We start from the raw sequence: 26213 nt of genomic DNA, 5'->3' as shown, positions 1-26213 counted from the left end.
AGCTCCGTTCGACGGGGTCAGTTCGACACGTCCGAGTCGAGGATGAAACTGTCCGCCGCCGCATCCACGGCACAGAGCGTCCGAAGCCAGCTCCCGCGTTGCGCCGGCCCACCCGAAGCACCGCAAACATCGAACGTGCGCTTCGACTGAAGCTCGGCTGCCCGTATCAGCACATTGAACCTTGGACGTGGCTGTCGGGCTCGAACTCGATGTAGTAGCGCAGACCGCCAAACTTCTCCTTGACCTGCACCAACCGGCACTCTGGATCAATTGAGCGGAGCTCTCGATCAACGTCAATCTCGATCAGGTACCAACCAGGACCGATATCCAAGGCAGATAGGCGCGAGGAAGAAAACGGGCGCGAACGCCCGCCGGAGCGTCCGGGGTAAGATTGTCATCCATCCTCGGAGGGTGTCATCAAGAGACGTGTGGTGACAGAACTCAGACTACCGCCGCGCGTACACCCTTGCGAGCTGACGTTCGGGGCAATCACTTCACCAGCCAATACCTACCTGGCCGGACTGCAAAGAACCGACGAAGGCACCATCCCGCGACCAGCGACGCCGCAGTCTGACCCTCCGGCAGATCCTCCGCCAAGCCCGCCCCGCGGAGCCGCCGCCCTAACCTCCGGAAACGCGTCAGCGCTGAATCGACACCACCGGACGCTGACCTGTAACCGAATACACCGCTTCGATCAGGCCCTCGTCGTTGAACTCGAACAAATCGATCCCGCCGGCATTGCGGTTGCCGACCGCGACATTCCAGAGCGACGTAGCCCACGACAAATCTTGTCCGACCTTCTGGGCGACATCAGTAAACTCAACGGCAACCTTCGCGACCCCCGGATCAAAAGTGCCAGATGTCTCACGGAATGCCTCTACGAAAGCAACAAGTTCATCGACCGTCGAAATCGAATCTCCATCGTGAAGAGACGCATCCCGCCCAAAGAAGATGCGGACATCGCTCGCACAAATATCACGCGCCAGCTCCACCTCGCCATTCCACATGCGAGTCCACAAGAGGATCCGACTACGAGCTTCCTCCGCCGACAAGTTGCCCATTGCTATTCCCTTCGTTAGAGATCATCTTGAGTCCGATCGTTGCGAAAGGTCGGAGGACATCCGGAAAGGCACCTCGTAAAGGACGGGATGCGCTCAGCATCACGCAAGCCCACCGACACCGAATCACATTACTTCCGCTCACATACCATATCCCCTGCACGCGCTTTCCGCAACGCGAGCACGTGCGATACACTTACTCCTATGACCCTCTCACTCGTGCCCGCGGACGGTCCCTCGCAAACCGTCCTGCGCCGCGAGTTCTTCATCGAAGCGGCCATCAGGACGTTCTCCGAAGTCGGATACCGAGGGGCTTCAGTCGAGACAATCGCCGCAGCAGCCGGTATCTCGCCATCATATCTACTTCGCCTATTCAAGTCGAAGTCTCGGATCTTCGAGGAGTGCATAGACCTATCCTTCGCCCGCATGTCAGAGAATATGGCCGCAGCTGCTACAGGTTTTCCTCATGGCAAAGAAGCTGCCCTCGCTGTATACAACTGCCACATGATTCTTACTCGCCGACAGGACGTCGACGCACTATTCGAGTTGCAAGCTTTTGCCGCGTCTGCTACGAATGAGGTGTTTCGGGAGGCCGTTCACGCGCAGATGGCTTATCGGTGGCGCGCCATCCGCGACGTCACCGGACTCGCGCCACTTCACATCAAAATACTGTTTGCCCTATGCCAACAAAACACTTCTCTCGCGAAACTGGGGTTAACATCGCTCGTGGAGTCCGACGCTTGGGCGGCCGACGTTACGCACGCCGTCACGACCAGGTGCTTCTCCTTCTAGGAGAAGCAAGCAGCCATGCCACTCCGACGGAGACATGCGGCGCTTATGACTAAATTGAGTGTCTCGTCAATATGACGCAACTCCAGGTAAACCCTCCTCCACCGCCTACGACGGCAGCGCTCTGCCCAGGTTCTAGTAGCCCACCTTCCATGATCTGAGCGATCGCAACGAGCGAATCGCCGGCACCCATGTGACCAGTATTGCGACCCAATTGTCTCCAATCGGTGCTCAGAGAGCGCAAAGCCTCGCCGAATAGAACCCGCTGCAGTCTTGGCCCCAACCTTGGCGGAACCGCGAACACAATCTCAGGGAAACCCGCGTCAGCCAACGCCTCCTCCGCGCACGCCGCCATGTTGGTTCCGGCCGACTCACGCAACATATCCCGGCCGACGCGCGCATAGAACTCCTCCCTGGCTTCCGACAACTCCTCACCAGATGGCCATGCCCCAGGCAGCTCAGTGAACGGACGGTCACCGCGCTCGATACCTTCCAACCTCGAATCGGTCCTTTGCGATATACCAGAAATCGCGTACTCGCTTGATCCTCCAGGGCTACCAATCACGACAGCCGCTGCACCATCCCCGTACCCAATATCCGGGTGAGTCTCCCACCGATCCCAAGCGGGACCACGATAGCGTTCCCCTGAAGTAATCAACGCTGCACCACCCTCAGCAAGATAGCGGGCAGCGACCTGAAGGGCTACGGCACCACCGCTACACAGCATCGAGATGCCCACAGGAACACACCTTTCGTTCAAGCCGAGTTCTTCGTGAATATAATGCGTTGGAGACCAGCGGTGATGCCCTTGGTGAAATACAGAGCAGTGCATAGCCAAAGAAATCGAATCGCGGTGAAGGTTTGCACGCTTCAGTGCTTCTCGCGCAGCTCGAACAGCGAGGTCTGGCGCTGGTGCATCGCCAATCGGCAAGGAATCCACGCCCTTCGCCACCGACCCATCATCAAGAAGCGTGGGGCGCCCATCAACCTCCACGTCTTCGGGGATCAGTGCAGCACTTGTGAGAATCGGAATCATAGCAACAGCCCCTGACTTCTACGATCAACCAAGTCACTAAACATCGCACCGACCGACCATAGAACATGATCGAATTGAATGCTTGAGCAATTGAAACAACTGAACTCCTTATTCGTCTACAGCGTATGGGGATCGCGTCCGCGACCAGAGGAGGACGTGCGTGGAAACTTCAGACACTCGATGTGACAGCGCCTTGGGACCAGCATTCAATAATCAGACCCTCCGCATCCAACCTGAATATGTCAACGCCAACGAACAGAACATTCGACCCGGGAACATCAAGAGGCCACCCAGTCCGGCCAGTCCACCGCGCGGTACCAGTCCACCTAAACGCGAACCGGTCGCCATCAATCAGTGGACCGAAGTCGGTCTGGTACCGCAGGTTGTCGAACCGAGCGGAGAATGACCTGACCCAGTCCTCTAGGTCTATCCCGCCACGAATAAGTGACGGATCGATGGTGGCAGTCGCGTCAGGGAGGTGTAAGGAGAATCGCTCTGTAGACACGATCCTCCTCGCCACGCTCGGCTCCTCATTCCACATTGATAGCCACTGCGTCCAGACTTGTTCTGCCTCTGTCACGCTTACTTCACGGACACTCGTCATGCTCTTCCTCCGTTTGTAGTAGGCCTCCGCTCGCTGCGATCGAGCGAGAGTAATATGATGCTCGCGACAACTGCGCTCGCAACCCCGATTATCCAACCGCCCCGGAGGCCTGTATCTAAACCACGGACCTGTTGCGTGCAGGCGACAAGTCCGGCCACCCCGAGAGCAATGCCAAGTTGTTTCACCATTGTGTGAATCGCGGATCCTGACGAATAGAGGTTCTTAGGGGAAACCGAGGCGACACTACCTGCAAGCGTAATCATGCCGCAGATGGTACCTATCGACGCGAGAACTGAACCTGGCATCATTGCCACCGCGTACGGCCAATGGGTTGAGACGGTAATCGTCCACCAGCACATGCCAGCACCGAGGAGAAGACAAGAGCCAGCTCCTGTACGCGCGGCGCCGAGCCTACTAATGATAGCCGGAGTCATACGGGCAGCAATCGGCATGAGGAGCGTACCGGGCGCAATCGCTAAACCTGTCTGGAGAGGTGAAAATCCGCGGACATCCTGCGCGTACATGACGATCGAGAGCATCATTATTCCGAATGCAACACTGTAGAAGAAGCCTGCGGCATTAACGGCATTAAACGCCTTGTTACTGACAAGTACCCGAGAAAGCAATGGGTCTGCGGCATTTCTAGTATCCATGACTAGATACACGCCGAAGATGCCGGCCACACCGAGCAAGCACCACCGAACGGCGGAGTCATTCGCGTCGTTGCCGATGACCAACGCGCCAATTAGTCCTCCAGAGCTCGCGATCACGGCCACTACCGGGAGAACATTCTGATGCGCTCTATCGTGCCGCGTCGGCCTCTGAGGTAAGTACCGAACTCCGACAGCGAGGGCTGCAATTCCTATAGGAACATTAATTAGGAATATCAAACGCCAGTCGAATTGCACCAACAGCCCACCTACAACTGGCGCGAGCGCCGCAGCAAGCCCACCAGCTGCCGACCAGCTAGCCACAACGCGTGGGTGTTCCTTGCGGGTGAACACCTGTAGGAGGAGGCCCATCGATGACGGAGTCAAGAATGCTGCCCCTACAGCCTGCACCACCCTTGCGAAGATCAACGCCTCGATACCTGGTGCAGCGCTACAGAGAGCGCTACCTAAAGTAAATACGCCAAGCCCCGCCAAAAAGACGAGCTTGCGTCCAAAACGGTCAGCAAGGCGTCCCGCTGGGATGATTAGAGCAGCGTAAACTACCGTGTAAGCATTCAGCGTCCAGCTCAATGTCCCTGTCGAAGTCCCCTTAAACTCTCGGAGCAAATCAGGGAACGCTACGTTCACGACCATCATATCGAGGCTTGTGAGGACGAAAGCTGAACACACGACCACAAATACAATAGCCTCGTAGGTGCGCCGGCGGTAATGGAATCTTTTCACCACGTCACCAGAGGAGGGGCGAGCTACGCTCACTTCGGAACCTCGTTCCTGTCATCTGTCTTGGATAGGCATATCGCGAACCAACACGCGGTTCGAGGCGTCCTTCTAACAACTGATCGCCCCTTTCGAGAACATCAAATGCTCCGACAAGTACCCGTCGTGCGGAACAACCGGACTCATCCACGTTGTCTTCTGTCGCCCCACATAAATGTTCCGCACCGTAGGATCAGCGGAAGCGAAATCGACGATTCTCTTGTCCGTACTCATTGTCGTAAGCACCAGGGAAGTCGATATCGCACGCTGGAGCTCATCATCTGCCACTGACGCCACCCACACGCAGGGGAAGCCAAATTCGCTATTTATCCGAGTATTAACGTCAGAATCGACCGAGAACACCGCAGGTCGAACGGTCGAGTAGCCGCTGCCATCGGCATCAGCGATTTCCGCGTTGATATAGTTTCTTGAGGGACCAGCTGCAGCAAGCACCGCTGCCCGAAGCGCAGCCGCTCGACCGTCAGGCAATCGAATTACGGGCCGATCCGACTCGGTCTCCATAATTCGCGTTGCGATCGCTTTCGCAATCTCCTCGTGATCACCAGATAGGGTCAAAACGCTCGTTGCGCACGTGCACGCCGCGCCATTGTGATCAGTGATTGATTCGACTATCAAATCCAAATGCTCAAGCGCTTGCGCCAAGCAATCTACAACAATCTTCGATTGTCCTGGGCCCTGCGTAACAACTTTAGGGCTGTTGGCGTACTTGGCTACGACGTCGCTCCCTCCGTAAAGCAGCGTAAAGTCAGCGCATTCGACGATCGAATCCACAGTCTCGTGGCTTGTAGGAATGTAGGAGATCTGATCGTCAAATCCGGCGTTCGCCAAGCACTTAACCAAGCGGTAAGGAGTGAACGGATCCTTGACGGAAGGACGAACCACAACCCCGTATCCGTACGCCAGAGCGATAGGCCAAAGACTATGGGCGCCCGGCGTGTTCCCAGGGGCAATCACCGCGAGGGAGCGGCCTCTGCGTGACCATACTGCACCCCCACCGCCTGCGTCCAAGGTTGCTCCATACAGCTCTGCTCCCCTTGGTCGCTCGGCCTCGAGCACCTGACCTGCTTCGCGCAGCGCCCTTACGATGCCTTCGGCAGACCTGCGGGCTACCGAGGAAGAAAGGCCACAGAATTCCTCGAGCTCGCCTAGGTACCCTTCAAAATCAACGCCATCGACAGTCGAATCAGCGAACAGTTCCGCGGCGACACCCATCTGCTCAAGCGCCGCGGTAGTCCGAATAGGCAGCGCTCCGGCCACACGATTGATCATTGCGCGTGCTACAAGCGCCGGAACAGTATAGACCTCAGACGGTTCACCCGACCTGCCCGAGTCAAGTAGAATGGAGTTGCGCGTTTCAGTCGGACCATAGTCCGGACCGAACGGACGGATGATCGTGGCGTTCGTCATCAGTAAACACCCTCATTGACGGCAATCCCTTGAAACTCAGAAATTGGTCGAACATCAACCGCGGCCGAACCCACAAGTCTTTCGTCACTCATAGGCGCCCTGATTGCGGTGTCGCGTTCAAGGTTGTTTGGCACGAAGGCGTACTTTGTAACATGATTCATACGCACCTGGCCCCGTTCGCCTACCGGCACTACGTTGCCAAGCTCATCAACGATATCAAAAAAGACGTAAGGGCTAAACGGCTCGAACTGTGCCAGTCCATCGCTCCGAGGTGCTCCACACTCCACCGCTACACTCATAATCGTCGTACTTCCATAGCCACCCACGATCGGAATACCTGGAAAGACTTCAGTCTTCAAGAAGTCGCGCGTATCGGCGTCCATATGCGCGCCGCCCCATGCGATTCGCTTCACGTCCTCGCGAATCTTCTCGACGAGCTTGGGGCGCTCTGCGAGCCGTTCGAGAATAACCGGAATTGTCTGGATTGCGCCGATGGTCTGGCTTTCCAAGATATCGGCCGTTTGGTCGACCAAGTGTTCAACATACGCGTCCGCCTGAGCCTTCTCACCGTTTGCAAGAAGCTTCTTCACCCACCGCGGATCGATATCGATCGTAAACCTCCTTCCCCCCATTGACTTCGCCTGACGGACAGTTACTTCACCGATCATATGTGGACCAGTCGGAGTAGTGGCGAGGAGGTTTGCACCGCTTCCGGCGAGTCCTGACGGTGACCGCATACCAGCCCATCCGAAGTACGCGCCAAACCATTCCTCAAACATTAGGAACCGCTTAGGCGCCCCCGTCGTACCTCCTGACTCGAGAACGGCCGCAACGTCCGCGTCCCTAAGGCCCGCCGGCACCAGATCCTCCACAGCCACTCCGCGGAGCTCATCGACGATATTTGGGAACTGCGTCAGATCACTGAAAGTATGTACGTCAGCGATGGGGTCAAATCCCAGGCTGTCTCTCTTTGAGAGCCAGAACGGAGACCCTGTACTTTCTGAGAAGTGCCAGCGCATCAGTTCACTGATATACTGCCGTTGCATTTCAAGATCCGTGATCAAGCCTTGTACTGGGCAAGGCTGAAGGATATCGGGCATTGATGGCCTCCTGTGACAATTTTGGGTGAATTCTGTCTGCTAGCAACGGCTGGTTGAGTGCTAGATGACCGGCCGAGCAGCAACGACCACCGCAGCCTCTAATATGCTTCGTCCGGCGAGTTCTACTCGGCCTTCAACTCGCTTCATTCCTGTGCTCGGGAGGTCCCTTGCGTCCTCTATCTGGTGACGCCACTGCTGCTCGCGGCTACCGGAATCCGTCGGCGCAGTCCACCGGGCGAACTCGATTGATGCAATTACCGGAAGACTGCCCTTCTCTGTGTTCAGTTGTAGACATGCCGCCTGCGCCCAAGCCTCAAGCATAAGTAGTCGTACCTCTGAAGGAGATCCGACGACGGGAACAGTATCGGTCGTTATTTCGGCCTCTTCGGACCACGCCGAAATGAGCAACATCGGTGGGCGGTGCGGGAGTCGACTATAGATGGCATTGGAGGGCGTCGCATTGGCGGAACCAGCCTGCTGCGGTTCCTCCAAGGCCGATAGGCGCGACCTCTCCGCAATCTTGAGCGTTCCACGGACCACGGATCGACTGTTTACGCCCGTCTGGAGTCGGAAGTCCGTCCACTCGTTGACTGGGTCGGTGTTAACAGAAGCATTAAGGACTGCACCTGGGATCACAGGTGCCCTGAAGACAGTAGGGCCGAGCTCCGAGAGATGCGAATGAGAAGGCAGGTCGGCTTGTACTGCCGTCACTACCGCCGCAAGAAGGCTTACCGCCGGGATGACGGGGTAACCTGGAAAGTGCGACTCATAGGGGGCCGCCGCCGAGGGGAACCCGATTTCCATCCGACCAACTGAGGTCCGGCGGATCGACGCTCCTATCGGCATCCCGGTTCTAAGTACGCTTGACGAGGTCACGGCTTCTCCCCTCCGCTTTTCTGAATACCGCTGCCGTCCAAGTAAATCCTCCTCCGCCGCCGATGACCGCGACAGTGCCGCCAACCTTAAGGGAGTCGTCGTGCACCGCGTAATCGAGATTTGCGAGGAAGTCGCCAGCGCCTAGGTGCCCAGTATCTGATCTCAGGCAGATAGCCTCAGTGCCGTCAAGCAAAGGCGCGTACATCAGATCAAGCACTTTCGGACTCAGGCGCGGCAACAGGACATATGACAGTTCGTCGCATCGAACCCGCGCCTGCCCGAGTGCTCGAATAAATAGCCTCGAAATGGCTAGTGTTGCTTCCTCACGAAATGCCGCTGCACCGCCTTCGGCTCGAAAGAATGCTCTCTTTGTCGCCTTGATATCGATAGCCTTGCGCCGCTCGTGCGGCACTGCCATAAATTGGTCTTCGCCTCTATACATTGCCTCGAACCGTGAGGAGGAGGTGGATTGGCACGCCAGGAGCTGAAGGTGTGGTGCGCTCGGGGTGAAATTCGCGAGTACTGTAGCTGTGGCACCGTCCCCGTATGCGGTATCGTAATCGCCCGACCATCTGTTGAATCCCGGCGATTTGAAGACGTCGGATGTGGCTACCACCGCGGCTCCCTTGTCTTGAGTCGCTCGTAAGTGGGAGCTGGCGATGGATAGTCCGGCTGCACCGCCATTGCACATTTGATTTATTGACACCGGGGTCGCATTCAGCATGTCCGTTTGCCGCGCGACGTAGTGCGCCGGCGACCAGAAGTCATGGCCTTGGTAATAGGTGTGGCCGTACCCGAAGAAGCTAACGGACCGAGGCTCCACAGCGGCGGACCTAAGCGATTCTTTGACTGCGCGTACCGCGAGGTTTGGCGCGTTCTCTTCCTTCCCCGCGATATGCACGCGCTCGACTCCAAGCCCGCCGGCCTCGGTCCGGGTAATCATCTTTTGCTCAATCGCATGGTCTACCGTCTCTGTCCCGGCAGGTAGGTGAACAGCGCTACCGACAACGCAGATCTGTTGCATGTCAAATCCCCTTAGGCTTCCGGGCGTCGAGAACTCGGCATTCGATGTCGACCTCGGATAGTATGTGTCTACTATCGTCAGAGACGGTTACCTTATATTGTCTCAGGCTCTCTGTACGCGCTACCATTACCGCCCGCGCGGTTGCTCGACCCCGCCTGGCCGGCCGGATATGGCTAGCTTCAACACGTGTACCAACCGCAATTTGATCCTGTCGGCATGAAAGCATGGCACATAGCGAAGCAATCGTCTCTGCTAGGGCAATACTTGCGCCGCCGTGAAGCAGTCCGTATGGCTGCGTGTTTCCAGACACAGGAATTGAGGCGATACCTCCCGTGGCCGATGCTTCGTCGATCTGAATTCCTAGCGCGAAATATAGTTCCCCCTCGGTAAGCCCCCTGTTATCGAGTAGCGTCGTAACGTTGCCTGGGAGTTGCACCGCTTCTCCGAATGTTCTATTCACGCTGTCAGCCCGCCATCAATGACAAATGATTGTCCGGTTACGTACGCCGCTGCGTCTGAGGCGAGATAGAGAGCCATTCCAGCAACCTCCTCGGGTTTTCCGAACCTCCGGAGTGGAATTGAGCTCATCGCTCTGTCTCGTGTCTTCTCGGGCATTGCCTGTGTCATGTCACTCGCGATATAGCCGGGCAGGATCGAATTGACCCGGATTCCCTGACGGGCAACCTCGAGTGAAAGCGTCTTCGTAACGGCAATCAGTCCCGACTTCGCTGCCGCGTAATTCGCCTGTCCCACCTGGCCGCGCATCCCGGCTACCGAGGACATCGCGATGATTGCGCCCTGCCGCTGCCGTCTCATGACAGCGGCAGCCTCGCGCATCACGTAAAATGATCCCGTAAGGTTGGTATCGATCACTCGCTGCCATTGGTCGTCGGACATGAGTGCTATGGGCGTATCTTCAGTGATCCCTGCATTTGCGATGACTACACTTGGCGCGCCGAGGGTGTCGATTACGGTAGCAAAGAAGCGCTTAACATCCTTCACGTCTCCTATGTCACACACCTCACCTAGGTACCGCGCGCCGGTATCCTCGACGGCTAGCCGTACCCGGTCTGTGCCCGCTGGATGCGTCCGGTAGCACCCGGCAACGTCATAACCCGCCTGGGCGAACGAGACCATCAGCGCTGCACCAAGGCCTCTCGATGAACCGGTAATTACGGCGACTGGTCTCATACTTCGTTCCTCTGTCCGACGGGAACAGGAGCGGCGAGCTGGCTATATAGATCGAGCTGGTCGTCCGTGAGCCAGTACTCTGCGATCCGCTTGCTGTTGTCGATGCGGAGAATGTCGACGCCTGAGATTGCCACCGCCGTCCCTGACGCCGCGAGTGCCCCTGCTGGCGCGCCAGATATCCACGTGCCTGTGAATTTCCACCGCGCAATTACGTATTCGTCGATCAACCATGGACCAAGTTCTGCGGCAAACCTCGCGTCTGGCGCGTAGAAGCTCCGGAAGCCATTAATCCAGTTGACTACTGACGACCGTGTAGCGAGCGTGTGCTCGGGGGGCATACCGAACTTGGGTAGATGGACCCGGGTCTCGTCTGCAATAAATGATTCGGGATCGGCCTGATCGATTTCCCCGTTCCAGAGCGCGGTCCAATGGCGCCAGATCGTCGTCTCAAATCCAATATCGGTCATACCATCACCCTTCCTCAATATCGCTAGTGCCGACCGCGACGACAACAGCGCCGGCCGAGCCATCGCTTTCAATTGACGTTATTAGACAGACGGTTCCTAGGACCGCAGTCGCGATTTCACTGATCCGAGTCATTGATGTCGCGGCCCCCAAATCTCCGATCGAAGGGCTCAGCGGAATAACTTCAGCGTTCGTCCTGGCCAGCGCGGATTCGACAACCTGTCTTTCTATGTCGCGAAGATCCGGTCTGAAGTCGCAGGTGGTGCGGACTTCGTTGACCGTGCTGGCTTCCAAGCCTCCCTCGTCGAGCGCACGTTCGATCGCCTCCGTTAGGGATACTCCGGCTTTTGCCCCTCCAGCGATTCGTGCCGCTGCTAGCACGCGCAACGGTGCTTTGGCGCCCGCCTCGAATTTCCCGTCGTTGGGACGCACAACTAGGGCGATCCCGCCCTCGCCTAGGTCTGTCTCTTCAGCGAGAGCTCCCCGCGCGAGTCTCTCGTGTACGCGCGATACGGTCTTCTCTTCGGCTCCGACAACAAGCGCCCGATCAGCGAGGTCGCTACGGAAGAGTAGGCGCGCGTATCGAAGCGCGGCGGCGAGAGATGTATTGCCGGAGGTTAGCGTCGCATTGGGGCCTTCGCACTTTATGTGGAGTGCGATCTGACTGGATGCGCAATTGAGTACAGTTGATGGAAAGCCTCGTGGGCTCACCGTCGATGCCCCATTGTCGACGCTGCGAACGTAGTAGTCGACTGCGCTCTGTAGACTTCCGGAGGTTGCCGTTATAACAGCTGTTCTCCGGTCAGCCAACTCTGGCCGCGCTGCCGATGCCTCCATGCCTGCGCCAATGGCGAGTTTCGACAATTGATCAAGATGTTTAGTGCCTTTTGGCATAGCCGCCATTTGTTCTGACTCTGCCCGGAACCCGGCAATTGGCCGATTTGCCGAGACATAGTCGACGATCAGCGCGTCTTCGTTGTTCATGAGTACTCTCCGAAGACAGTTATTGCATTGTTTCCGCCGAAGGCGAATCCGTTATTCATCGCAGCTTTTACCCGTCCCGGCCGCGCCTTGCGCGGGAAGTCAAGAGAAGCGTGTTCCAACTCGGGGTCTACGTGGCGAAGATGAACCGTGGGGGGCACGAATTGCCCCGAGATGCTGAGACAGCTGGCGGCCGCCCCGATAGCGCTCGCTGCGCCCATCATGTGGCCGAGGCTAGACTTGACCGAGCTAATCGGCGTTGCTCTACCTGATGCAGCGAGCACCAGCGCCATAGCTCCCGCTTCAGTGAGATCATTTGCGTGAGTGCCGGTTCCATGAGCCGAGATGTAGTCCAGTTCGGACGGATCGAGCCGCGCGCGTTCGAGTGCGAGCTCAGCACAGCGGACGACCCCCGCCTGGTCCGGAGCCGTTGGATGCTTAGCGTCACAAGTCAATGCCGATCCACGAAGTTCGGCGTAAACACGCGCAGACCTCTTACGCGCCGATTGCTCGGACTCCAACACCAGAAATGCGGCGCCTTCCGATGGAAGCATGCCGTCCCGATGCGCGTCGAACGGCCTGCACTCGCTCGCCGCGACCGCGCCGAGGCGAGCGAATCCTACATGGCCCCAACGATTGTAGGCGTCGGCTCCGCCGACAACTGCCACCTGGGCGTCTCCGTGCGCAATCAACTCGGCTCCATACATGATCGCGTAATTGCCAGCTGCGCACGCAGTGGCAAATGTCTGAGACTCGACGCTTTGAAGTCGTAGATGATCGATGACGGACGCAGTCAGGCTATGCGGCTCGAGACCGGAGCCCGACGGCTGCATATGGCAATCCTGTTTGGATCTTGAGTCCTGACCCTCGCGACGAGCCCAATCCTCAATGCTGGCCGACTCACCGTTGGTAGTACCGACCGCGACAGCGACCCGCCGTTGAGGCGCGTCGTCAAGTCGGGCATCGTTGATCGCGATTTCCGCGGCGTAGGCGGCAAGGGTCGACGCGCGGCCGCCCCTGTTCGACCTGAGGACGGGCAGTGCCACGGTAACTTCGCCTCCGCACTGGTCCTTCAGATCTCGCACGTCAACGGACTTGATTGGCCCGGTGTAAGACCGATTCGCTTGCAGAACTTGCCCGAACGCGCGCCCCGCGTGCGCTCCCGCAGGCGAGACGGTGCCGATTCCGGTAACAAGGACTCGGTGCCGACGGCTCACCTCAGTTGCCGACCACAACGCGGATCAGGTCCCCGAGGTTGTCGACGGATTCAAGACGCTCTGTCGGAATGACAATTGCGAGATCCGCCTCGACCCGAGATGCGATCTCGATCATGCCCAGAGAGTCGCCTTCGTGGTCATCGACGAAGCTACTCGTCAGGGTGAGCGACTGTGGATCGCCGATCTCAAATACATCGACGACGATCTCGCGCAACTTCTTGTCGATCTCAACAGGCGTGATATCTGCTGCGGTCACGGTCTGCACCTCTCTGCGATGGCCCTCGCCTGCGCGAGAACCTCCCGATATGTCGCGGGCTGGTTGGCGCCCACACGCCGACAGTAGGGCTCCACTTGCTCCTCCGCAAGCGATGGTCATAGAACGTATACTTATGTTCACAACCTCGTAACAGTGCTGACCTGGGACAATAGGCCAGTTGGAGAGTTAGCTGGCGCTGCTGTGAAGTGAGTAGTAACTTACAGTGTGCCGGCGGTCTGACGGACCGTCGGCGCGACGAAGGTCTAGACGAGGACGGTGTGTACATGAAGACTGGCTCACGGATGTCCAGGCAGGCACGATTGTTGCAGTTGCGCACGATTGCGGCTGTCCACTTCGCGCGTGATGGCTACGCCGGTGCCTCGATAGAGGCCATCGCAAGCGAAGCTGGAGTGTCGACGCCGTACGTCTACAAGAGTTTCGCTGGGAAGGCAGGACTGTTCGCCGAGGCGTTCCAGTCCGTCATGTCTGACCTGACAGACGGCATGGTTGCCGCTGCCGAGGGCGCCACTGGCACAGCAGGCCTAGTCGCTATGGGCCGCCACTACAAGAAGCTGGTCCAAGATCGTTCGCCACTTGTCCTGAAGTTGCAGGCGTTCGCGGCAGCCGATAATCCGGAGTTGACCGCTGCTGTGCGCGACGCGTATCGCGATCACTGGACTCGCCTTCGCAAAGCCGTGAAGGACGTACCCATTGAGGAGTTTCGGGTGTTCATGGCCCTTGGTGAACACCTAAATGGAATGGCGATAATTGGCGCGACGAACGTCGGTCCTGACTTTGAGAACAATGGAGACACCCGCGTAATCACCGAGGCCGATTATGCATATATCGGCGGCAACTGAAAGGCTCACACACACCATGGACCGCTACGACATCATCATCAACGGAGCAAGTATTGCGGGATGCGCAGCCGCTATCCTTCTCGCTGAGCAAGGTAATCGAGTCGCGTTGGTCGAGGCTAGGAGCTCGTCTGACTCGTACAAGGTCCTATGCACGCACCACATTCATGGCTGCGGCTCCCCCGTACTCGATCGAATCGGGGTCACGGATGAACTGCTAAGGGCCGGCATGGTCGAAACCGTGCCCAAATACTGGACGCGCTGGGGCTGGATTAGCCCGGATAATCCTGTAAAGCACGGTCTGAACGCCAGCTATAACATTCGCCGGGAAACACTGGACCCTATTGTTCGGAAACACGCCGCGGCCCACCCCAACGTTGACCTGCACCTGGGTCTGAAAACTCAGTCCGTTGTGTTCGAGCACGGAAGAGCCAAAGGGCTCGTCTGCCGAAAGAGTCATGGCGAAGAGGTAGTCCTGCAAGCAGACCTAATCGTCGGCGCAGATGGCAAGCACTCGAAGATCGCCGAATGCCTAGGCAGCCCGACCCGCATCGTCGAAAACGGTCGGTTTAGCTACTTTGCTTACCTCAGTAACATCGAGCGTCCGGATGACGACCGGACCCTTTCTTGGTTCCTTGACCCTGACGTCGCGTACCTAATGCCTAACGACGGCGACCTTAGCGTCTTGGCAGTGATTCCGGAAAAGTCCAAGTACAAGGATTTCGAGAACGACCGTACTGCGGCCTATCTTGACTTCGTTAATCGGCTTCCGGGCGCGCCTCGCGTTGGTCGCGAAAACATCGCTGGCAAGATCATTGGTACTGTCGACTATCCTCTCTACTACCGTGATGCGGCACGCTCAGGAGCAGCGCTTATCGGAGACGCTGTTGGTGCTAACGACCCTCTCTGGGGCATCGGATGTGCCTGGGCTCTACTTAGCGCGCAGTGGCTTGCGGACAGCATTGGAAATGTAGCATCTAAGCGGACCCTCGACGGCTACGAGTCCATCGATGCAGCTCTGCGCACATACGAGCGACGACGATCGGCAGGGACCAAGATGCATACACATCTCATGCAGGGGTACGCCAGCGGAAGACGACTCAATCTATTCGAACGAATCCTGTACTCAGCGGCCGCGCGCGACTCCACCGAGGCGAACCGATTTCACGCCTTTGGATCTCGACAGATCTCGGCAAGCTCTTACCTGGCCGCACCCGCCACTCTTCGAGCGGCACTTGGCCGGTTGAGCTGATCTACGAGGTTCACTTCAGCCAAGGCGGACCAGGAGCCTGAGCTCCTTGGACTGGGCACCGGTGACAGTTGCGGCGTCACGCCGCAGCGCTGCTATGCCGGTGATCGCCACGTATTCGATGGCCGTCGACCAAGCCAGTCGAGTCTCCTGGAGTCAGCGGTGGTAAGTCCGTTCGATCTATGTGCGGTAACTGCTCTCAGGTACTCCGGGCGCCTCGCCGATGCCCGGTCAAGAATGTTGCTCTCCAGTAGAGCCGCAGTCGCGGAGCCGCAGATAAAGCTCGTGGGAATCCGTGGATGGCCGTTCATGGGCGTTGCGAATCTCGGAGGCCGGCGAGCAGGCCGTACGGGTCCGCAGCTATCGCCACGCCGACGCTGACTACGTGGCGGAAACTTGCCTGCTCATCTATGGCGACTGGTCGACGTGGGGCCGAGATCCAGCTCTGGATCAACGGTCGCAACGGCGGAGTGGCAGAGATGCCAGTCCGACACCCGACGTCCAAACTGAAGGGCTGGTCGTATTTGGAGCGCCGGTGGTCTTGGGCTGTGGTGATCGAGAAGCGTCGTGCATGAACCCGAAGCGTGGTCGATAGCCACCGCTGCCACCCGGGCGCCCGTCCAGCTCATCGAAATCGACGCGACGGTCTGGAGCGGTCGCGCGACCGTGGGGAGCACGGGGCGCCGCATCGACGGCTGTAGCTCCTGCTGGCGGCGAGCACGTTCGACGGAATCGTTGCCCGACGTCTTGATCAATCCGCAACGATGACTATGACGATCTCCTCGCGCACTCGCTCGTATTCCAGCGAGTGAACGACCACGACGGTGCCGCAGAACGGAATCTAAACGTACTGGTTCTGCACCGAGACAAACTGGGGATCTCAACGATGGCGGAAACCGAGAGGCTGGAGGCCGACGGCTTCGCGTCGAGGCACCACGAAAGCCTCGGCACGTCAATCGGATTCGACGACGAAATTGAGTGCGCCGTCGGTCAGCAAGCGCGCCTCAAGCAATGAACGGAGAACGGCGCTGTGTTCGACCGGATCGAGCGCGCCGACCGCGCCGGCGGCGGTCCAATCGCGAACCTGCGCGGTGGTGATTGGCTGGTAATCCAGTTCGCGGTCCCATATCCAGTCAGCCGTGAGGCCCCGATTGAAATGGAAGCTCCCCGACGCGGGGAGGTAGCAGTACAACTTTCCGTCGACCTCGAGAGCGGCCCACACATCCGTGCCCGCGCTGCGTGAGCGCACCAGGTATCGCCCTCCGTGGCGAGGGTGCCCTTCATAACTCCCGCCCTCAGTAGGCTCCTGAACCTGTCCGCCGGCCACGCCTATTGCCGCCATCCTGCGGTATCCACGGCGACAAGGTCCATCACCGTCGCGAGACGATGGGGATCCGATGGATCGCCTACCAGGTAGTCGAGGACCGACTGTCCGTCGAGGTCGCGCGCCGGCGAGCACATCCAGACCGCGGCGGTCCAGGGATCTGCGTCCGCTCGCAGCGCCTTCCACACGATCAGCAGCCTGTCCTGAGCTTCGCGATCGGCGGCGAACTGCCAGGCGGGGAACACCCGCGTGCCGCTCGCGAGGGGCACCCAGATGATCTGATCCGATTCGATCTTCCTGGCGAGTTCGTCCGCGCGCAGCGACAGGTAGGCGGCGGCACTGTCAGCATCCCAGAACGGCCCGACGATCTCGTCAAGCACGTTGCCACCAGCGTCCAGTGGGGTCGCAGCATCGTCTGTCACGGTGTCGATGATCCTGTGATTCCGTCAGACTTGTCCACCCCGATCCGCGCCCCAGGGTGGATACTCCACACATGACCAGGCCCAACCGATCAGCCAGACTCAGGTCCGGCAATGAGCGCCTCGACCGGATACCGTCCGATCCAGAGCTTCGTGCGCACGTCGACGCGATCCTCGCTGAACAGCAGGTGATCGACGAGCGTCACCGCGGCGCCATCGAAACTCTCCGCGGCGCAGTAGCTACCCTCGTGGCCGCAACCGGCACCGCCGAAGTCACCGACGTTCTGGCGGCGCTACAGGTCCACCCCGCCGCTGCTGGTGTCCGCGAGGTCGGCATCACCCTCACCTACGGCGATCACGAGGTCACCGTGCCCTTGGAACAGATCGGCGCCGCGACCGACAGATGAGCACCCCCGGCTTCGCGGATCAGTCCACGATGTCCGCATCCGGGACGAAATCGTCCGCCGCCGCGTCGGCAGCACAGAGCGTCCGAACCCAGCTCCCCCGATGCGCCGGCCCCCCTTCAGCGCCGCATACCTCACATGTTCGCTCCGACCGCAGCTCCGCCGCCCGAATCAGGGCATCAAACCCGGGACGCGGCCTGTCGGGCGCAAACTCCACGTAGTAGCGCAGACCACCGAACTTCTCCTTGACCTGCACCAACTGATACTCCGGATCGATCGAATTGAGCTCTCGATCGAGGTCAACAACGATCGGGTACCACCCAGGCTGGATGTCTAACATCGGGTACGCCCCGGGGAGAAAACGTGCACGAATACCTGCGAGGGCATCCTCAGTCAGAACGTCGTCCATGCTCTGAGTGTGCCAGGGGGGACGCAGCTGGGGCGATCGCAAGGGCCTGACCCGAATAGGTCACTGGGCCGCTCGAAAACCGCGTCTCAACTCTGATAGTCAGCCCTACAAGCCCAGGACCGTAGTAGCGCGCGGAGAGTTCAAGTAGTTGCGCGGGGCTGGAAGTCGGTAGCGACCTCAGTGAGATTCTGGGCGACCCGGTCGAAAAGACCTGAGAGGAGCGCCTCGCCGGCGTTGCCGACGTCGTCGGCGGGCCCGCCGAATCCGGAGGTCCGCTCGGAGGCGAAGACCAGGCCCTCGCGGGCGGCGGCGAGCCTGCCCTCGTGGATGCGAATCTGCTCGACGAGGTGTTCCTGGTACAAGGGATCGTCGTCGCCGTCGATGGCGCGCAGCAGCTGGCCGCGCAGCTGGAAGACTTCACGGGCCTCGTCGTCACGAACATGCGTGGCTCTCGTGAGCTCGTGAAGCTCCTCCGCCCACCTGGTCAGGTGTGCTGCGGCGATCTTGAGGTCGAGCGCGACACGCTGCTCAGCCTTCATTCCGATGGAGTGGTGACCGCCCCGCTCTGCCCACCCCGCGGCCTGCCGGAGGACGAAGTGGGGGGCGGGCAAGTCCCCGATCGCGCTCTGCGCCCACCGGCATAGTGCGCGGGCCCGGTCGGAATGACCCACGCGGTATGCGCCCTGCAGCGCGGGTTCGACCGACCACAGTGGGATGAGAATCCGCTCGATATGGTCGGCGAGGATCCGCGCGTGCCCCAGGGGGAGAGTGTGGTTCGGGTATTGCTCACCCGGCAGCTCCAGGTCGGCGTGCACCACCAGTTCGGGGTGGTCGGTGTAGTCGCCGGCGAGCCACGGGCATACGCCGTAAGGGCCGGCAGTGCGGTGGAAAGGCCCGGCGTAGCGCGGCCCCTGCCGTGCTACGACGAGATGCTCGAGGCCGGTGAGGACCGCGGGCCTGGCAGCCAGCTTGACGCTGATCGCGCGCCGGCCGGCGCGCACCAGTTCAACCTCACCGCGGTCTGCGAGATCCTCGACAGCGCGGCGCACCGTCGTCCGGGGCTCCGCGGTGTCCTCGATGAGGTCCGTCAGGTCCACGGCAGCGTAGCCGTCGAGGGTGCGCCGCGTGAGCGCGGCGACAATCTTCGTCTCGGTGGACCCGAGCAACACATCTGCATCCATGTCGGGCAGTGTACACCCAAAGATGGTCATTAAGCAGCCTGTGCTGGAGTAGTGGTGGTCACGCTAGTGCCGCTGTATGCAATCCTCGCCGATCGCACCCGACGGAATCGATGCAGCAGCATTCGTTGTCGATCCGCCTCACCAATCCAGATATGAATGACGCCCAGGTCACGACTCTTACGACTGCGTGACCCGGCCCCGCAGTTCATCGAACTGCTCCGTTCGCTCCGTCAGCGCCCTACCAATTCTGCGATGGCTACTCCCCCCGGCCGATCGCTCGCCCTTAACAGCCGCTATCGACCGTTTCGCCCTACACGTCGAGTGCGTAGTCCAGGTAGATTTCGTGCGCTGTTCGGGCTGTGTCCCATCTCCCGCGGTGCCCATGCGGGCGCTCTCGATGCTTTGCCCAGGTGAGGGTGAGTCGGTGTTTCGCGCGTGAGACGCCGACGAAGAACTCCGCTAGGGCCCGGTCGGGCTTGCCCCAGAACGTCTCGTTCTCGACGCCGAGGATGATGACGTGTTCGAACTCGAGTCCTTTGCACTTGTGGATCGTCAGTATTCGAGTGGCGTCTACGTCCGAGAGGTGCTGGATTGCACGAGACGGAGCTGCGTCGAGACTCAGGGCGGCCTCGAATGCGTCCAAGGCCTGTGCAACAACGTCATCGAATCGGGAACCTTGTGCATATCCAGGCGACAACGCCAGCAGGACCGGGCGGGTCACCAGGACCATCAGCCTGTCCGTCCATCCCCGCCAGAAATCTATGTCAGAGCCGAGTTCCGGAGCAGCCCGTAGCGTTCCACGGGCGTCTTGGAGGAGCCTCTTGAGTTGACGGTCGGAGCGGAGCGGCTCCTCGGAGGCGTCTGATCGGGAGGCAACGCGCATCAGGTCTCCGTAGGCGGCGGGCTGACGATCGTCGGCGACCACGCGGATGAAGTTGAAGAGGAGCGCTGCAGCAGGTTCAGCGGCGAGGTCTTGTTCTTTCTGCTCATTGCGAAAGGGGATGCCACGTGCGGTGAGCGCGTTGAACAGCTTGGAACCGACAAGGTGAGGTTGTTGCCTGATCAGTACCACGACCTCGGATCGCGGAGTGCCGGCGTCGAGGCGTTCCTGCACGAGACCGGCGATAAAATCGGCCTCTTCCACATCAGAGTCAAATCCGCAGATGTCGATAACGCCGTCGTCGCCGGCAAGGCTCTCTAGGTCACTAGTCGCCTCGGGGTCCATGTCAGCGATCATTCGGTTCTGCATGCGCCGTAGCCGTGGATCGGAGCGGAAGTTCTGGAACAGCGGAAGAGAAATGGCGTCAAAGTCGTCAGCGAACGTTTGCAGAATCCCATCCAGAGCGCCAGCGAACGCCATGATACGTTGTTTGACATCCCCGACTGCGGTGAGAAGCGCAGTCGAATCACCGAAGGCGGCCTTGATGAGGTCGTACTGGGCACTAGTAGCGTCCTGGAACTCGTCGAAGAACACGTGACTGTAGGTCTGGCGGATTCCGCCGCGCGCGTAGGGGTTGTTCTCGATGATGTCGAGCGCGAGGGGCACCATGTCCGCGAACGTGATCTGTTCGCCTTCGATCCGAGTGGTCTGGTCGATCCGGTAGTCGGGGTTCAGGGCGTCTTGGCCCGTCAAGGCGGGGCGGTAGTTGTCGATGATTCGCTTCGCGAACGCGTGGAACGTGAAGCTGTCGAACCTTGCGGCGTAGCGGGCGCCCGAACGCAGGCGGACTCGGTCGCGCAGGTTCCTCGCCGCATCGACCTTGAACGACACCGCGAGAATCCGGCGCGGGTAGGGGCACGCGCCGGTGCGGAAGAGGAAGTCCGCACGCTGCGCTAGCAGCTCGCTCTTGCCCGCGCCCGGTCCCGCAGCCACCACAACGCTCCCGGTATCGGCTTTTACTGCCGTTAGGGCGTTGCGTTCCAGTTGTTTGCCGTCGGCGGGAGTCCAGTCTTCCGGGCCGATCATTCCGGCAGCTCCGTCAGCCTGGCCTGCACATGTGCCACAAGCCTACGGAGCGTGCCCGGCAGACCCTCGTTGAGTGCCTCGTCGTCGAGAGAGGCAAGCGCCGTCAAGTGAGTGGCCGGTTTACTGCTCAGGTTGAACTTTGCGTGGTAGTCGTCGAATAGGGCAAGCACGTCATTCTCGAGCCGCTGGTGGTTGACGTGCTTCTTCCCAAGGATCGCGACGATCGCTTGCTCGTCCGGCACGCTCGGTTTCACGTCGTACGTATCCGGAAATGCGCTCAGCATCATCAGGTCCAGATCGACCGGCGCAGAGAAGAACACGCCTTTCCCTTCCAGCGCGAAGACGGCGTTCTTTCCTTCAGCGAACTCAGGGAAGTCTCGATCGGCGTCCCAACTCGGCAGCTTGTCGATATGCTCCTGCTTGAAGGTCGACTTGACCCTATTCATCTGGTTCGCTGCGTTTCGTACACGGCCCCACCCGCCCTGGTACCGGCCGCTGTCCAGGTCAAGCAATGTGACGTGCGGGATGTGGAGTTCGTTCAGGAGACGCCAGAAATGGTTCACATGTCGCCCGCCGAGCGGGACGACGGACACGGACGCATCATCCTCAGCGATGCCAGCGGCGGCCAAAACGCGCGGGATCACGACCTGCTCGCTGGCCCCCTCGCCCAATACGACGAGACGGGAGAAGTACAGCTCGGGGTACGCCTTTACGGCTTCGTGCACGTACTTGGACGCCTCCTCGCTGCTGTCGGGGAGCACGACGCGATGCACCGTACTCTGCCGCTCGCTGTTCAGTCGCAAGAAGCGGATAGCCTCTGGGTCGACACGTCGCAGTAGTGCAGGCGCGTGCGTGGCGATCACGCTCTGCACGTCGCCTTCTTCGCACGCACCGCGTAGCTGACGGATGATACGGCCCAAGTACTGCGGGGCAAGGCTGTTCTCAGGCTCTTCCAAAGCGATCACAGTGTGCACAGGCGGCCGCAGCTTGTCCGGGTCCAGCGAACTCGCTTTGCCAGCGAGGACGCGGCGCGCGAGCACCTGCCAGGACAGCACCAGAGAGATGTACAGCAGCGACTTCTGCCCGTCAGAGAGCCTTTCGAACGGCAACGCTGCTCCGTCGTGGGAAGGGCTGAACGCGACGGTGATCTGACGCAATACTCCTTCGAGTTCGCCTCTGCCAAACGCGATGGCCGGATCGGCGAAGAAGGAGCCCTTGTGCAGCCCTTGCCATTCGGCGGAGAGATCGATGCCGATCCTCGCGACTGCCGCGTTCATGGTCAGGGTCTTGGTGATCTCGTCACTGAGATTGCTGAGCTTGGTACGCTCCGCTGCCCAGTCCGCGGCGCGTAGCGTCCGCCCGATCAACGACGACGTCGTGTAAGCGATATGGTCGCTCGGGTCGCGGCGTGCCGGAAGGTAGTGCACCTCGATGTGGCCCCTGTCGTAGCGCGACATCGACTCGGTCTTGCACGGGTTCCCCAACTCGTCGAACTCCAGCACGTACTCGATCTTCTCGTCCACCACTCCATCCGGGGCGAGGGTGGCGGTCAGGCGCACCCGCACCTGCGGAACGTCGTCCTCGGTTGCGATCCGCATATGGGCAAAGTTCGGAGGTACCGACGCGTGCTGCCCATCGTCGCCGCTCTCCGGTAGCGCGATATCAACCTCGAGCCACAACGTCGACGGCACGTCGTCGGTGTTGGCCGCAGAACTGTAAGGAGCGTGGAAGTCAGCAGGGCGGATAGTGCGTTGCGGCAGGATCGGGCTGAAGAGCCTGGACAATGCCTCGAGAACCGCCGTCTTGCCCGACCCGTTCGGTCCCAGCACGTAGGTGAGATCAGATAGGTCGATCGCCGTGGGTTCCGGGCCGAATGACTGAAAGTTGCTCAATCTCAACGTAACGATCTTCATGCCCAGCCTGTCCGCGCCCCGGGCGCCGAGAAGAGAAGACGGATCAGTGCCGACCTGCCTGCGTCCATGATCGCGCACACATCGCGCGGGCCGCGGATTTATAGCAGGTCTCTTGTCATGTCGAGAGCGCCAGGGCGGGCCATGGAGATCGCCGCCTCCTACCTGTGAAAGGAAGTAGAAATGTGCTCGCTGGAGGCTTCACGTGTGACGCCGGCATCGCGCACCGGGTCACCCGCTGGCCCGTCGAGTTCGGGCCAGTCCCTGGCCGAAGTGAGCTCCTTCCGCCCCTGACTGAGGTCCGAGCCACCATCGAAGGAACTCGATAGACTCCGAGGTGGAGGGGGCTATTAGGCCTTCGTGAATTGTGGAGGGGCTCGGTGATCTTGACCGGCATCAACTGGGACACCATCGGGCAACTGAACTTCGATCGCGTCGCAGAGAACTTGATCTGCCGCCGGTACCCCGACGCAGACCAGGCCTACGCCGTCGACGGCCGCGGCGGCGACGGCGGCGACGGCGGCAAAGACATCGTCATCCGCCAGGGCAACCGGACTCGGATATTCCAGCTGAAGTACTTCCCCGAGGGCTTCTCCGGCGGATTCAAGCAGACCCGCCAACGGCAGATCACGAAGTCCTACAACTCGGCACTCCGACACAACCCGTTCGAATGGGTCCTCGTCGTCCCTCGGAACCTGACCACCGACGAGCGGACCTTCGTCGAAGGCCTCAGCGCCGGCGACCCCGACGCGCCGATCATCAACATCATCGGGCGCAAGGAACTTGACGACCTCGTCATCGACAACCCTGACGTCGATCGATGGTGGAATCGCGACTCCCTCAGGGAGGCCGCGAAGCTGTACCAGCAGGAGACCAGTCTCCTTCTCGACCCGCAACGCGACCTCGCTCAGCGTGTTCGCGACCTCGGTTCCATCGTCGATGCCGTAGACTCCGACTGGACCCTGGACTTCCGTCGCGACGGGGACCAGATCACCCAGATCCTGCGTCCCCGGCACAACCGCGCCCACATCACCAGCCCGATCCGGGTTTCCTTCAGCGCAGCCTTCGGGCCCGAGCACGCCGACCTCGAGCGGCAACTACAGCGGTCAATTGCCTTCGGAACCGCAGACGTCGTCGAGCTCCCCGCCGAGGTGCTCTCCTCTTTCCGAGTCGACGGGCCCGAGCTCGTCGCCAGCGAGACGACCCCCGTAAAGCTGCTCCTGTCCCCGGTGAGCGAGGCACCAGGGATCGGGATGACGGTCGAGCTGCGCATCCTCGACGAGAACGGCGAGCTGACGAACTCCCACGACGGGAAGGTCTCCTACGCTGGTGACGGCACGGAGGGCTTCTCCCTCGATCTCGCCTTCTGCCACGGCAAGCTGACGGTGCAGCTGCTCTACCCGCGAGATATGGGGCCCGGCGACACCGGCACGATCTGCCTCTCCTACGACCTCGCGGACTGCCTGCCCTACGAGGTCCTGCAGGTCTTCGCGCTGGCCCGCGGCATCAAGACCGCGCCGCGGTTCGAACTGCACCTCGCCGGGGAGGGGTTGCTGATGGCCCTCAACACAAACCAGCCGGTTGGTGGCGATGATGAGCAGTCCGCCATCCTCGAGGAGATCGCCGAGGACCTTGACGTCCTGCAGCGCCACAGCGGCGTCCACTTCACCCTCCCCTCCGAGTTCACGGACAAGGAGCGGGCCGACCTCAGGGTCGCGCGCATCCTCCTCGATGGCGGCCTGGCCGCCTCTCCCTCCGCGCGCAGCTACACCCTGCCCCTCGACTGCGTCGAGGACAGCCCGCAGCTGCGCGCGCTGCTCGCCGGGCCGTTCCGCATGGAATGGCCGGCCCGCGAGCTCGCGGTCGAGCTGGCTGGGAAGACGATGCGTGTTGGGGGAGTGACCGTTTTCCATCCCAGCGCGGTGGCCGTCAACGGCCCGGAGGTGATCGCAGCGCTCGAGAGCGGCGACACCGACGAGGTCTCGGTCAGGTTCGCACCGAGCGACGGAGGGTTCCTCTACCTCACCCTGACCGAGGGACTCGACGAGCGTCGAAACACGCTCAGCGAAAGCCTCTGGGGGCTGAAGGGGATTGAACAGCCGCGCCCCGACCCTGCCGATCACGAGGCCCCTGGCACGACCTCCGCGAGCGAATCGGCATGATCCGCATGGGTCAGATCAACTGGGAGTGCATGGATGCCGCCTACACCGCGCTCCTCGACCACCTCGTCCCACAGAACGACCTCAGCAACGACGAGCGCCGCGCCGAGATGAAGCACGCCCTCGCCGGAAGCCCATACGCGCGGTGGAAGCTCGCCGTCTCGATCGCGGCCTCCGCCACCGCCGACACACGCTCGCCGAGGCGCATGTACCGGGCGATCCGGCTCTGGCAATCGGCCTACCGCGAATGCGTGGCACGGGCCCGAGCCGGGGGCGACAACCTACGTGTGCGCCATGACGACGACTACACGTCGGTGATCGAACCCCTCAGCGGCATGGGCGTGAAGTTCTACCACGACGGGCGCATCTCCTCCGACGCCTCCGCGAAGTCCAGAACGCCGAAGGCGTTCATCGGCAAGCTCGACGACACCTACTTCGGAGACCCGGAACACTTCATCGGCGTCGGCATCGGACGATGGGTGTACCTGCACGGCGCGGAACTCGCGGCACCGGCCCGCCGCTGGCCAACCAACTCAGCAGGGCTGCGCCCCTACAGCGGCTCGCCCCACGTGCGCGCCTGGCTGCATTCACAGCAGCCCTACCGCTGGGCACCGGTGCACCGAGCCGGACGTGCGAGCTGCGGGACCTGCGAGGGCGGGACCCCGGAGGAAACGGCGGACACCTGGCTTCACCTCCCGCCGTCCGCGGGCGGTGATCAGCATCGCCTCGTGCCGCTGCCGCGCAACGAGGACGACCACTAGGGCGCGCCCCGACAGGTGGAGAGTCCTGTTCGGAGACGGGTTTGGCACCAACAGCGCCACCTCAACGTCTTCTCTCTCCGCGTCCGCGACACCACCGGTACTGCTGACCTACGAGCATCAGA

The 26213-nt window shown here is 60.5% G+C and carries 24 protein-coding genes; 6 read left to right on the top strand and 18 right to left on the bottom strand.

All coding sequences use genetic code 11. The annotated features are described in order from the left end of the window. Positions 1 to 638: 638 nt before the first annotated feature. On the bottom strand, positions 639 to 1061 hold the full coding sequence (locus tag HNP44_RS05000; protein WP_259144830.1) for a hypothetical protein: 423 nt from the start codon (positions 1059 to 1061) through the stop codon (positions 639 to 641). A 201-nt stretch (positions 1062 to 1262) separates the two neighbouring features. Between HNP44_RS05000 and HNP44_RS04995 the strand changes: the two genes are divergently transcribed. Next, positions 1263 to 1850, top strand: coding sequence for a TetR/AcrR family transcriptional regulator (locus tag HNP44_RS04995; RefSeq protein ID WP_259144832.1), 588 nt, complete (start codon positions 1263 to 1265; stop codon positions 1848 to 1850). 49 nt (positions 1851 to 1899) lie between these two features. Here HNP44_RS04995 and HNP44_RS20890 read toward each other — a convergent pair whose 3' ends face one another. From HNP44_RS20890 to HNP44_RS04950, 11 genes are all read right to left on the bottom strand, one after another. Continuing rightward, positions 1900 to 2574 carry a 3-oxoacyl-[acyl-carrier-protein] synthase III C-terminal domain-containing protein gene (locus tag HNP44_RS20890; RefSeq protein ID WP_374758746.1) on the bottom strand — a complete coding sequence of 225 codons (675 nt, stop codon included), beginning with the start codon at positions 2572 to 2574 and terminating at the stop codon, positions 1900 to 1902. A gap of 909 nt (positions 2575 to 3483) precedes the next feature. Next, a complete protein-coding gene (locus tag HNP44_RS04990; protein ID WP_259144834.1) occupies positions 3484 to 4914 on the bottom strand; it encodes an MFS transporter in 1431 nt (476 codons plus the stop codon). 72 nt (positions 4915 to 4986) lie between these two features. Next, positions 4987 to 6342, bottom strand: a complete 1356-nt coding sequence (locus HNP44_RS04985) for an aldehyde dehydrogenase family protein (RefSeq protein WP_259144835.1) — start codon at positions 6340 to 6342, stop codon at positions 4987 to 4989. Beyond that, complete coding sequence (locus HNP44_RS04980) at positions 6342 to 7442, bottom strand: phenazine antibiotic biosynthesis protein (protein ID WP_259144836.1); 1101 nt, start codon at positions 7440 to 7442, stop codon at positions 6342 to 6344. Before HNP44_RS04980 ends, HNP44_RS04985 begins: the two co-directional genes overlap by 1 nt. Positions 7443 to 8295: 853 nt before the next feature. Next, positions 8296 to 9342 (bottom strand): ketoacyl-ACP synthase III family protein, encoded by a 1047-nt coding sequence (locus HNP44_RS04975; RefSeq protein ID WP_259144837.1) that lies wholly within the window; start codon positions 9340 to 9342, stop codon positions 8296 to 8298. A 1-nt stretch (position 9343) separates the two neighbouring features. Then, complete coding sequence (locus tag HNP44_RS20885; RefSeq protein WP_374758732.1) at positions 9344 to 9778, bottom strand: hotdog fold thioesterase; 435 nt, start codon at positions 9776 to 9778, stop codon at positions 9344 to 9346. 20 nt (positions 9779 to 9798) lie between these two features. Further along, the gene (gene fabG / locus HNP44_RS04970; protein ID WP_259144838.1) at positions 9799 to 10533 is read right to left on the bottom strand and encodes a 3-oxoacyl-ACP reductase FabG; all 735 of its coding nucleotides are present in this window, start codon (positions 10531 to 10533) and stop codon (positions 9799 to 9801) included. After that, on the bottom strand, positions 10530 to 11000 hold the full coding sequence (locus HNP44_RS04965) for an ester cyclase (protein WP_259144839.1): 471 nt from the start codon (positions 10998 to 11000) through the stop codon (positions 10530 to 10532). Before HNP44_RS04965 ends, fabG begins: the two co-directional genes overlap by 4 nt. A gap of 4 nt (positions 11001 to 11004) precedes the next feature. Beyond that, positions 11005 to 11982, bottom strand: a complete 978-nt coding sequence (locus tag HNP44_RS04960) for a beta-ketoacyl synthase N-terminal-like domain-containing protein (protein ID WP_259144840.1) — start codon at positions 11980 to 11982, stop codon at positions 11005 to 11007. Continuing rightward, positions 11979 to 13196, bottom strand: coding sequence for a beta-ketoacyl-[acyl-carrier-protein] synthase family protein (locus HNP44_RS04955; protein WP_259144841.1), 1218 nt, complete (start codon positions 13194 to 13196; stop codon positions 11979 to 11981). Before HNP44_RS04955 ends, HNP44_RS04960 begins: the two co-directional genes overlap by 4 nt. Position 13197: 1 nt before the next feature. Beyond that, positions 13198 to 13452 (bottom strand): acyl carrier protein, encoded by a 255-nt coding sequence (locus tag HNP44_RS04950; protein ID WP_259144843.1) that lies wholly within the window; start codon positions 13450 to 13452, stop codon positions 13198 to 13200. A 284-nt stretch (positions 13453 to 13736) separates the two neighbouring features. On the opposite strand from HNP44_RS04950, the gene HNP44_RS04945 reads away from it, so the two are divergent. Both HNP44_RS04945 and HNP44_RS04940 read left to right on the top strand, forming a co-directional pair. Continuing rightward, positions 13737 to 14312 carry a TetR/AcrR family transcriptional regulator gene (locus HNP44_RS04945; RefSeq protein ID WP_259144849.1) on the top strand — a complete coding sequence of 192 codons (576 nt, stop codon included), beginning with the start codon at positions 13737 to 13739 and terminating at the stop codon, positions 14310 to 14312. Positions 14313 to 14328: 16 nt separating this feature from the next. Further along, positions 14329 to 15561 (top strand): NAD(P)/FAD-dependent oxidoreductase, encoded by a 1233-nt coding sequence (locus HNP44_RS04940; RefSeq protein ID WP_259144844.1) that lies wholly within the window; start codon positions 14329 to 14331, stop codon positions 15559 to 15561. Positions 15562 to 16510: 949 nt separating this feature from the next. Here the strand turns inward: HNP44_RS04940 and HNP44_RS04935 are convergent. Both HNP44_RS04935 and HNP44_RS04930 read right to left on the bottom strand, forming a co-directional pair. Continuing rightward, positions 16511 to 16807, bottom strand: coding sequence for a hypothetical protein (locus tag HNP44_RS04935; protein WP_259144845.1), 297 nt, complete (start codon positions 16805 to 16807; stop codon positions 16511 to 16513). Between the two features lie 80 nt (positions 16808 to 16887). Further along, on the bottom strand, positions 16888 to 17262 hold the full coding sequence (locus tag HNP44_RS04930) for a hypothetical protein (protein ID WP_259144846.1): 375 nt from the start codon (positions 17260 to 17262) through the stop codon (positions 16888 to 16890). A gap of 113 nt (positions 17263 to 17375) precedes the next feature. On the opposite strand from HNP44_RS04930, the gene HNP44_RS04925 reads away from it, so the two are divergent. Then, positions 17376 to 17708 (top strand): hypothetical protein, encoded by a 333-nt coding sequence (locus HNP44_RS04925; protein WP_259172193.1) that lies wholly within the window; start codon positions 17376 to 17378, stop codon positions 17706 to 17708. A 19-nt stretch (positions 17709 to 17727) separates the two neighbouring features. Here the strand turns inward: HNP44_RS04925 and HNP44_RS04920 are convergent, their stop codons facing one another. From HNP44_RS04920 to HNP44_RS04905, 4 genes are all read right to left on the bottom strand, one after another. Next, positions 17728 to 18114 carry a hypothetical protein gene (locus tag HNP44_RS04920; protein WP_259141193.1) on the bottom strand — a complete coding sequence of 129 codons (387 nt, stop codon included), beginning with the start codon at positions 18112 to 18114 and terminating at the stop codon, positions 17728 to 17730. Between the two features lie 140 nt (positions 18115 to 18254). Then, positions 18255 to 19295, bottom strand: coding sequence for a hypothetical protein (locus tag HNP44_RS04915; protein WP_259141194.1), 1041 nt, complete (start codon positions 19293 to 19295; stop codon positions 18255 to 18257). A 310-nt stretch (positions 19296 to 19605) separates the two neighbouring features. Further along, on the bottom strand, positions 19606 to 21261 hold the full coding sequence (locus tag HNP44_RS04910) for an ATP-dependent helicase (RefSeq protein WP_259141195.1): 1656 nt from the start codon (positions 21259 to 21261) through the stop codon (positions 19606 to 19608). Further along, the gene (locus tag HNP44_RS04905) at positions 21258 to 23174 is read right to left on the bottom strand and encodes an ATP-dependent nuclease (RefSeq protein ID WP_259141196.1); all 1917 of its coding nucleotides are present in this window, start codon (positions 23172 to 23174) and stop codon (positions 21258 to 21260) included. The genes HNP44_RS04910 and HNP44_RS04905 overlap by 4 nt, the downstream gene beginning before the upstream one ends. A gap of 383 nt (positions 23175 to 23557) precedes the next feature. Here HNP44_RS04905 and HNP44_RS04900 point away from each other — a divergent pair, with 383 nt between their 5' ends. Both HNP44_RS04900 and HNP44_RS04895 read left to right on the top strand, forming a co-directional pair. After that, positions 23558 to 25333 (top strand): hypothetical protein, encoded by a 1776-nt coding sequence (locus HNP44_RS04900; RefSeq protein WP_259256830.1) that lies wholly within the window; start codon positions 23558 to 23560, stop codon positions 25331 to 25333. Next, entirely contained in the window at positions 25330 to 26091 is a 762-nt protein-coding gene (locus HNP44_RS04895) for a hypothetical protein (protein WP_259141198.1), read from the top strand. Before HNP44_RS04900 ends, HNP44_RS04895 begins: the two co-directional genes overlap by 4 nt. Positions 26092 to 26213: the final 122 nt, after the last annotated feature.

Source organism: Tsukamurella ocularis, from assembly GCF_024807615.1.
Taxonomy (GTDB): domain Bacteria; phylum Actinomycetota; class Actinomycetes; order Mycobacteriales; family Mycobacteriaceae; genus Tsukamurella; species Tsukamurella ocularis.
Note: the sequence above shows the minus strand (reverse complement) of the source record. Positions and strands in the feature narration are given on the sequence as shown.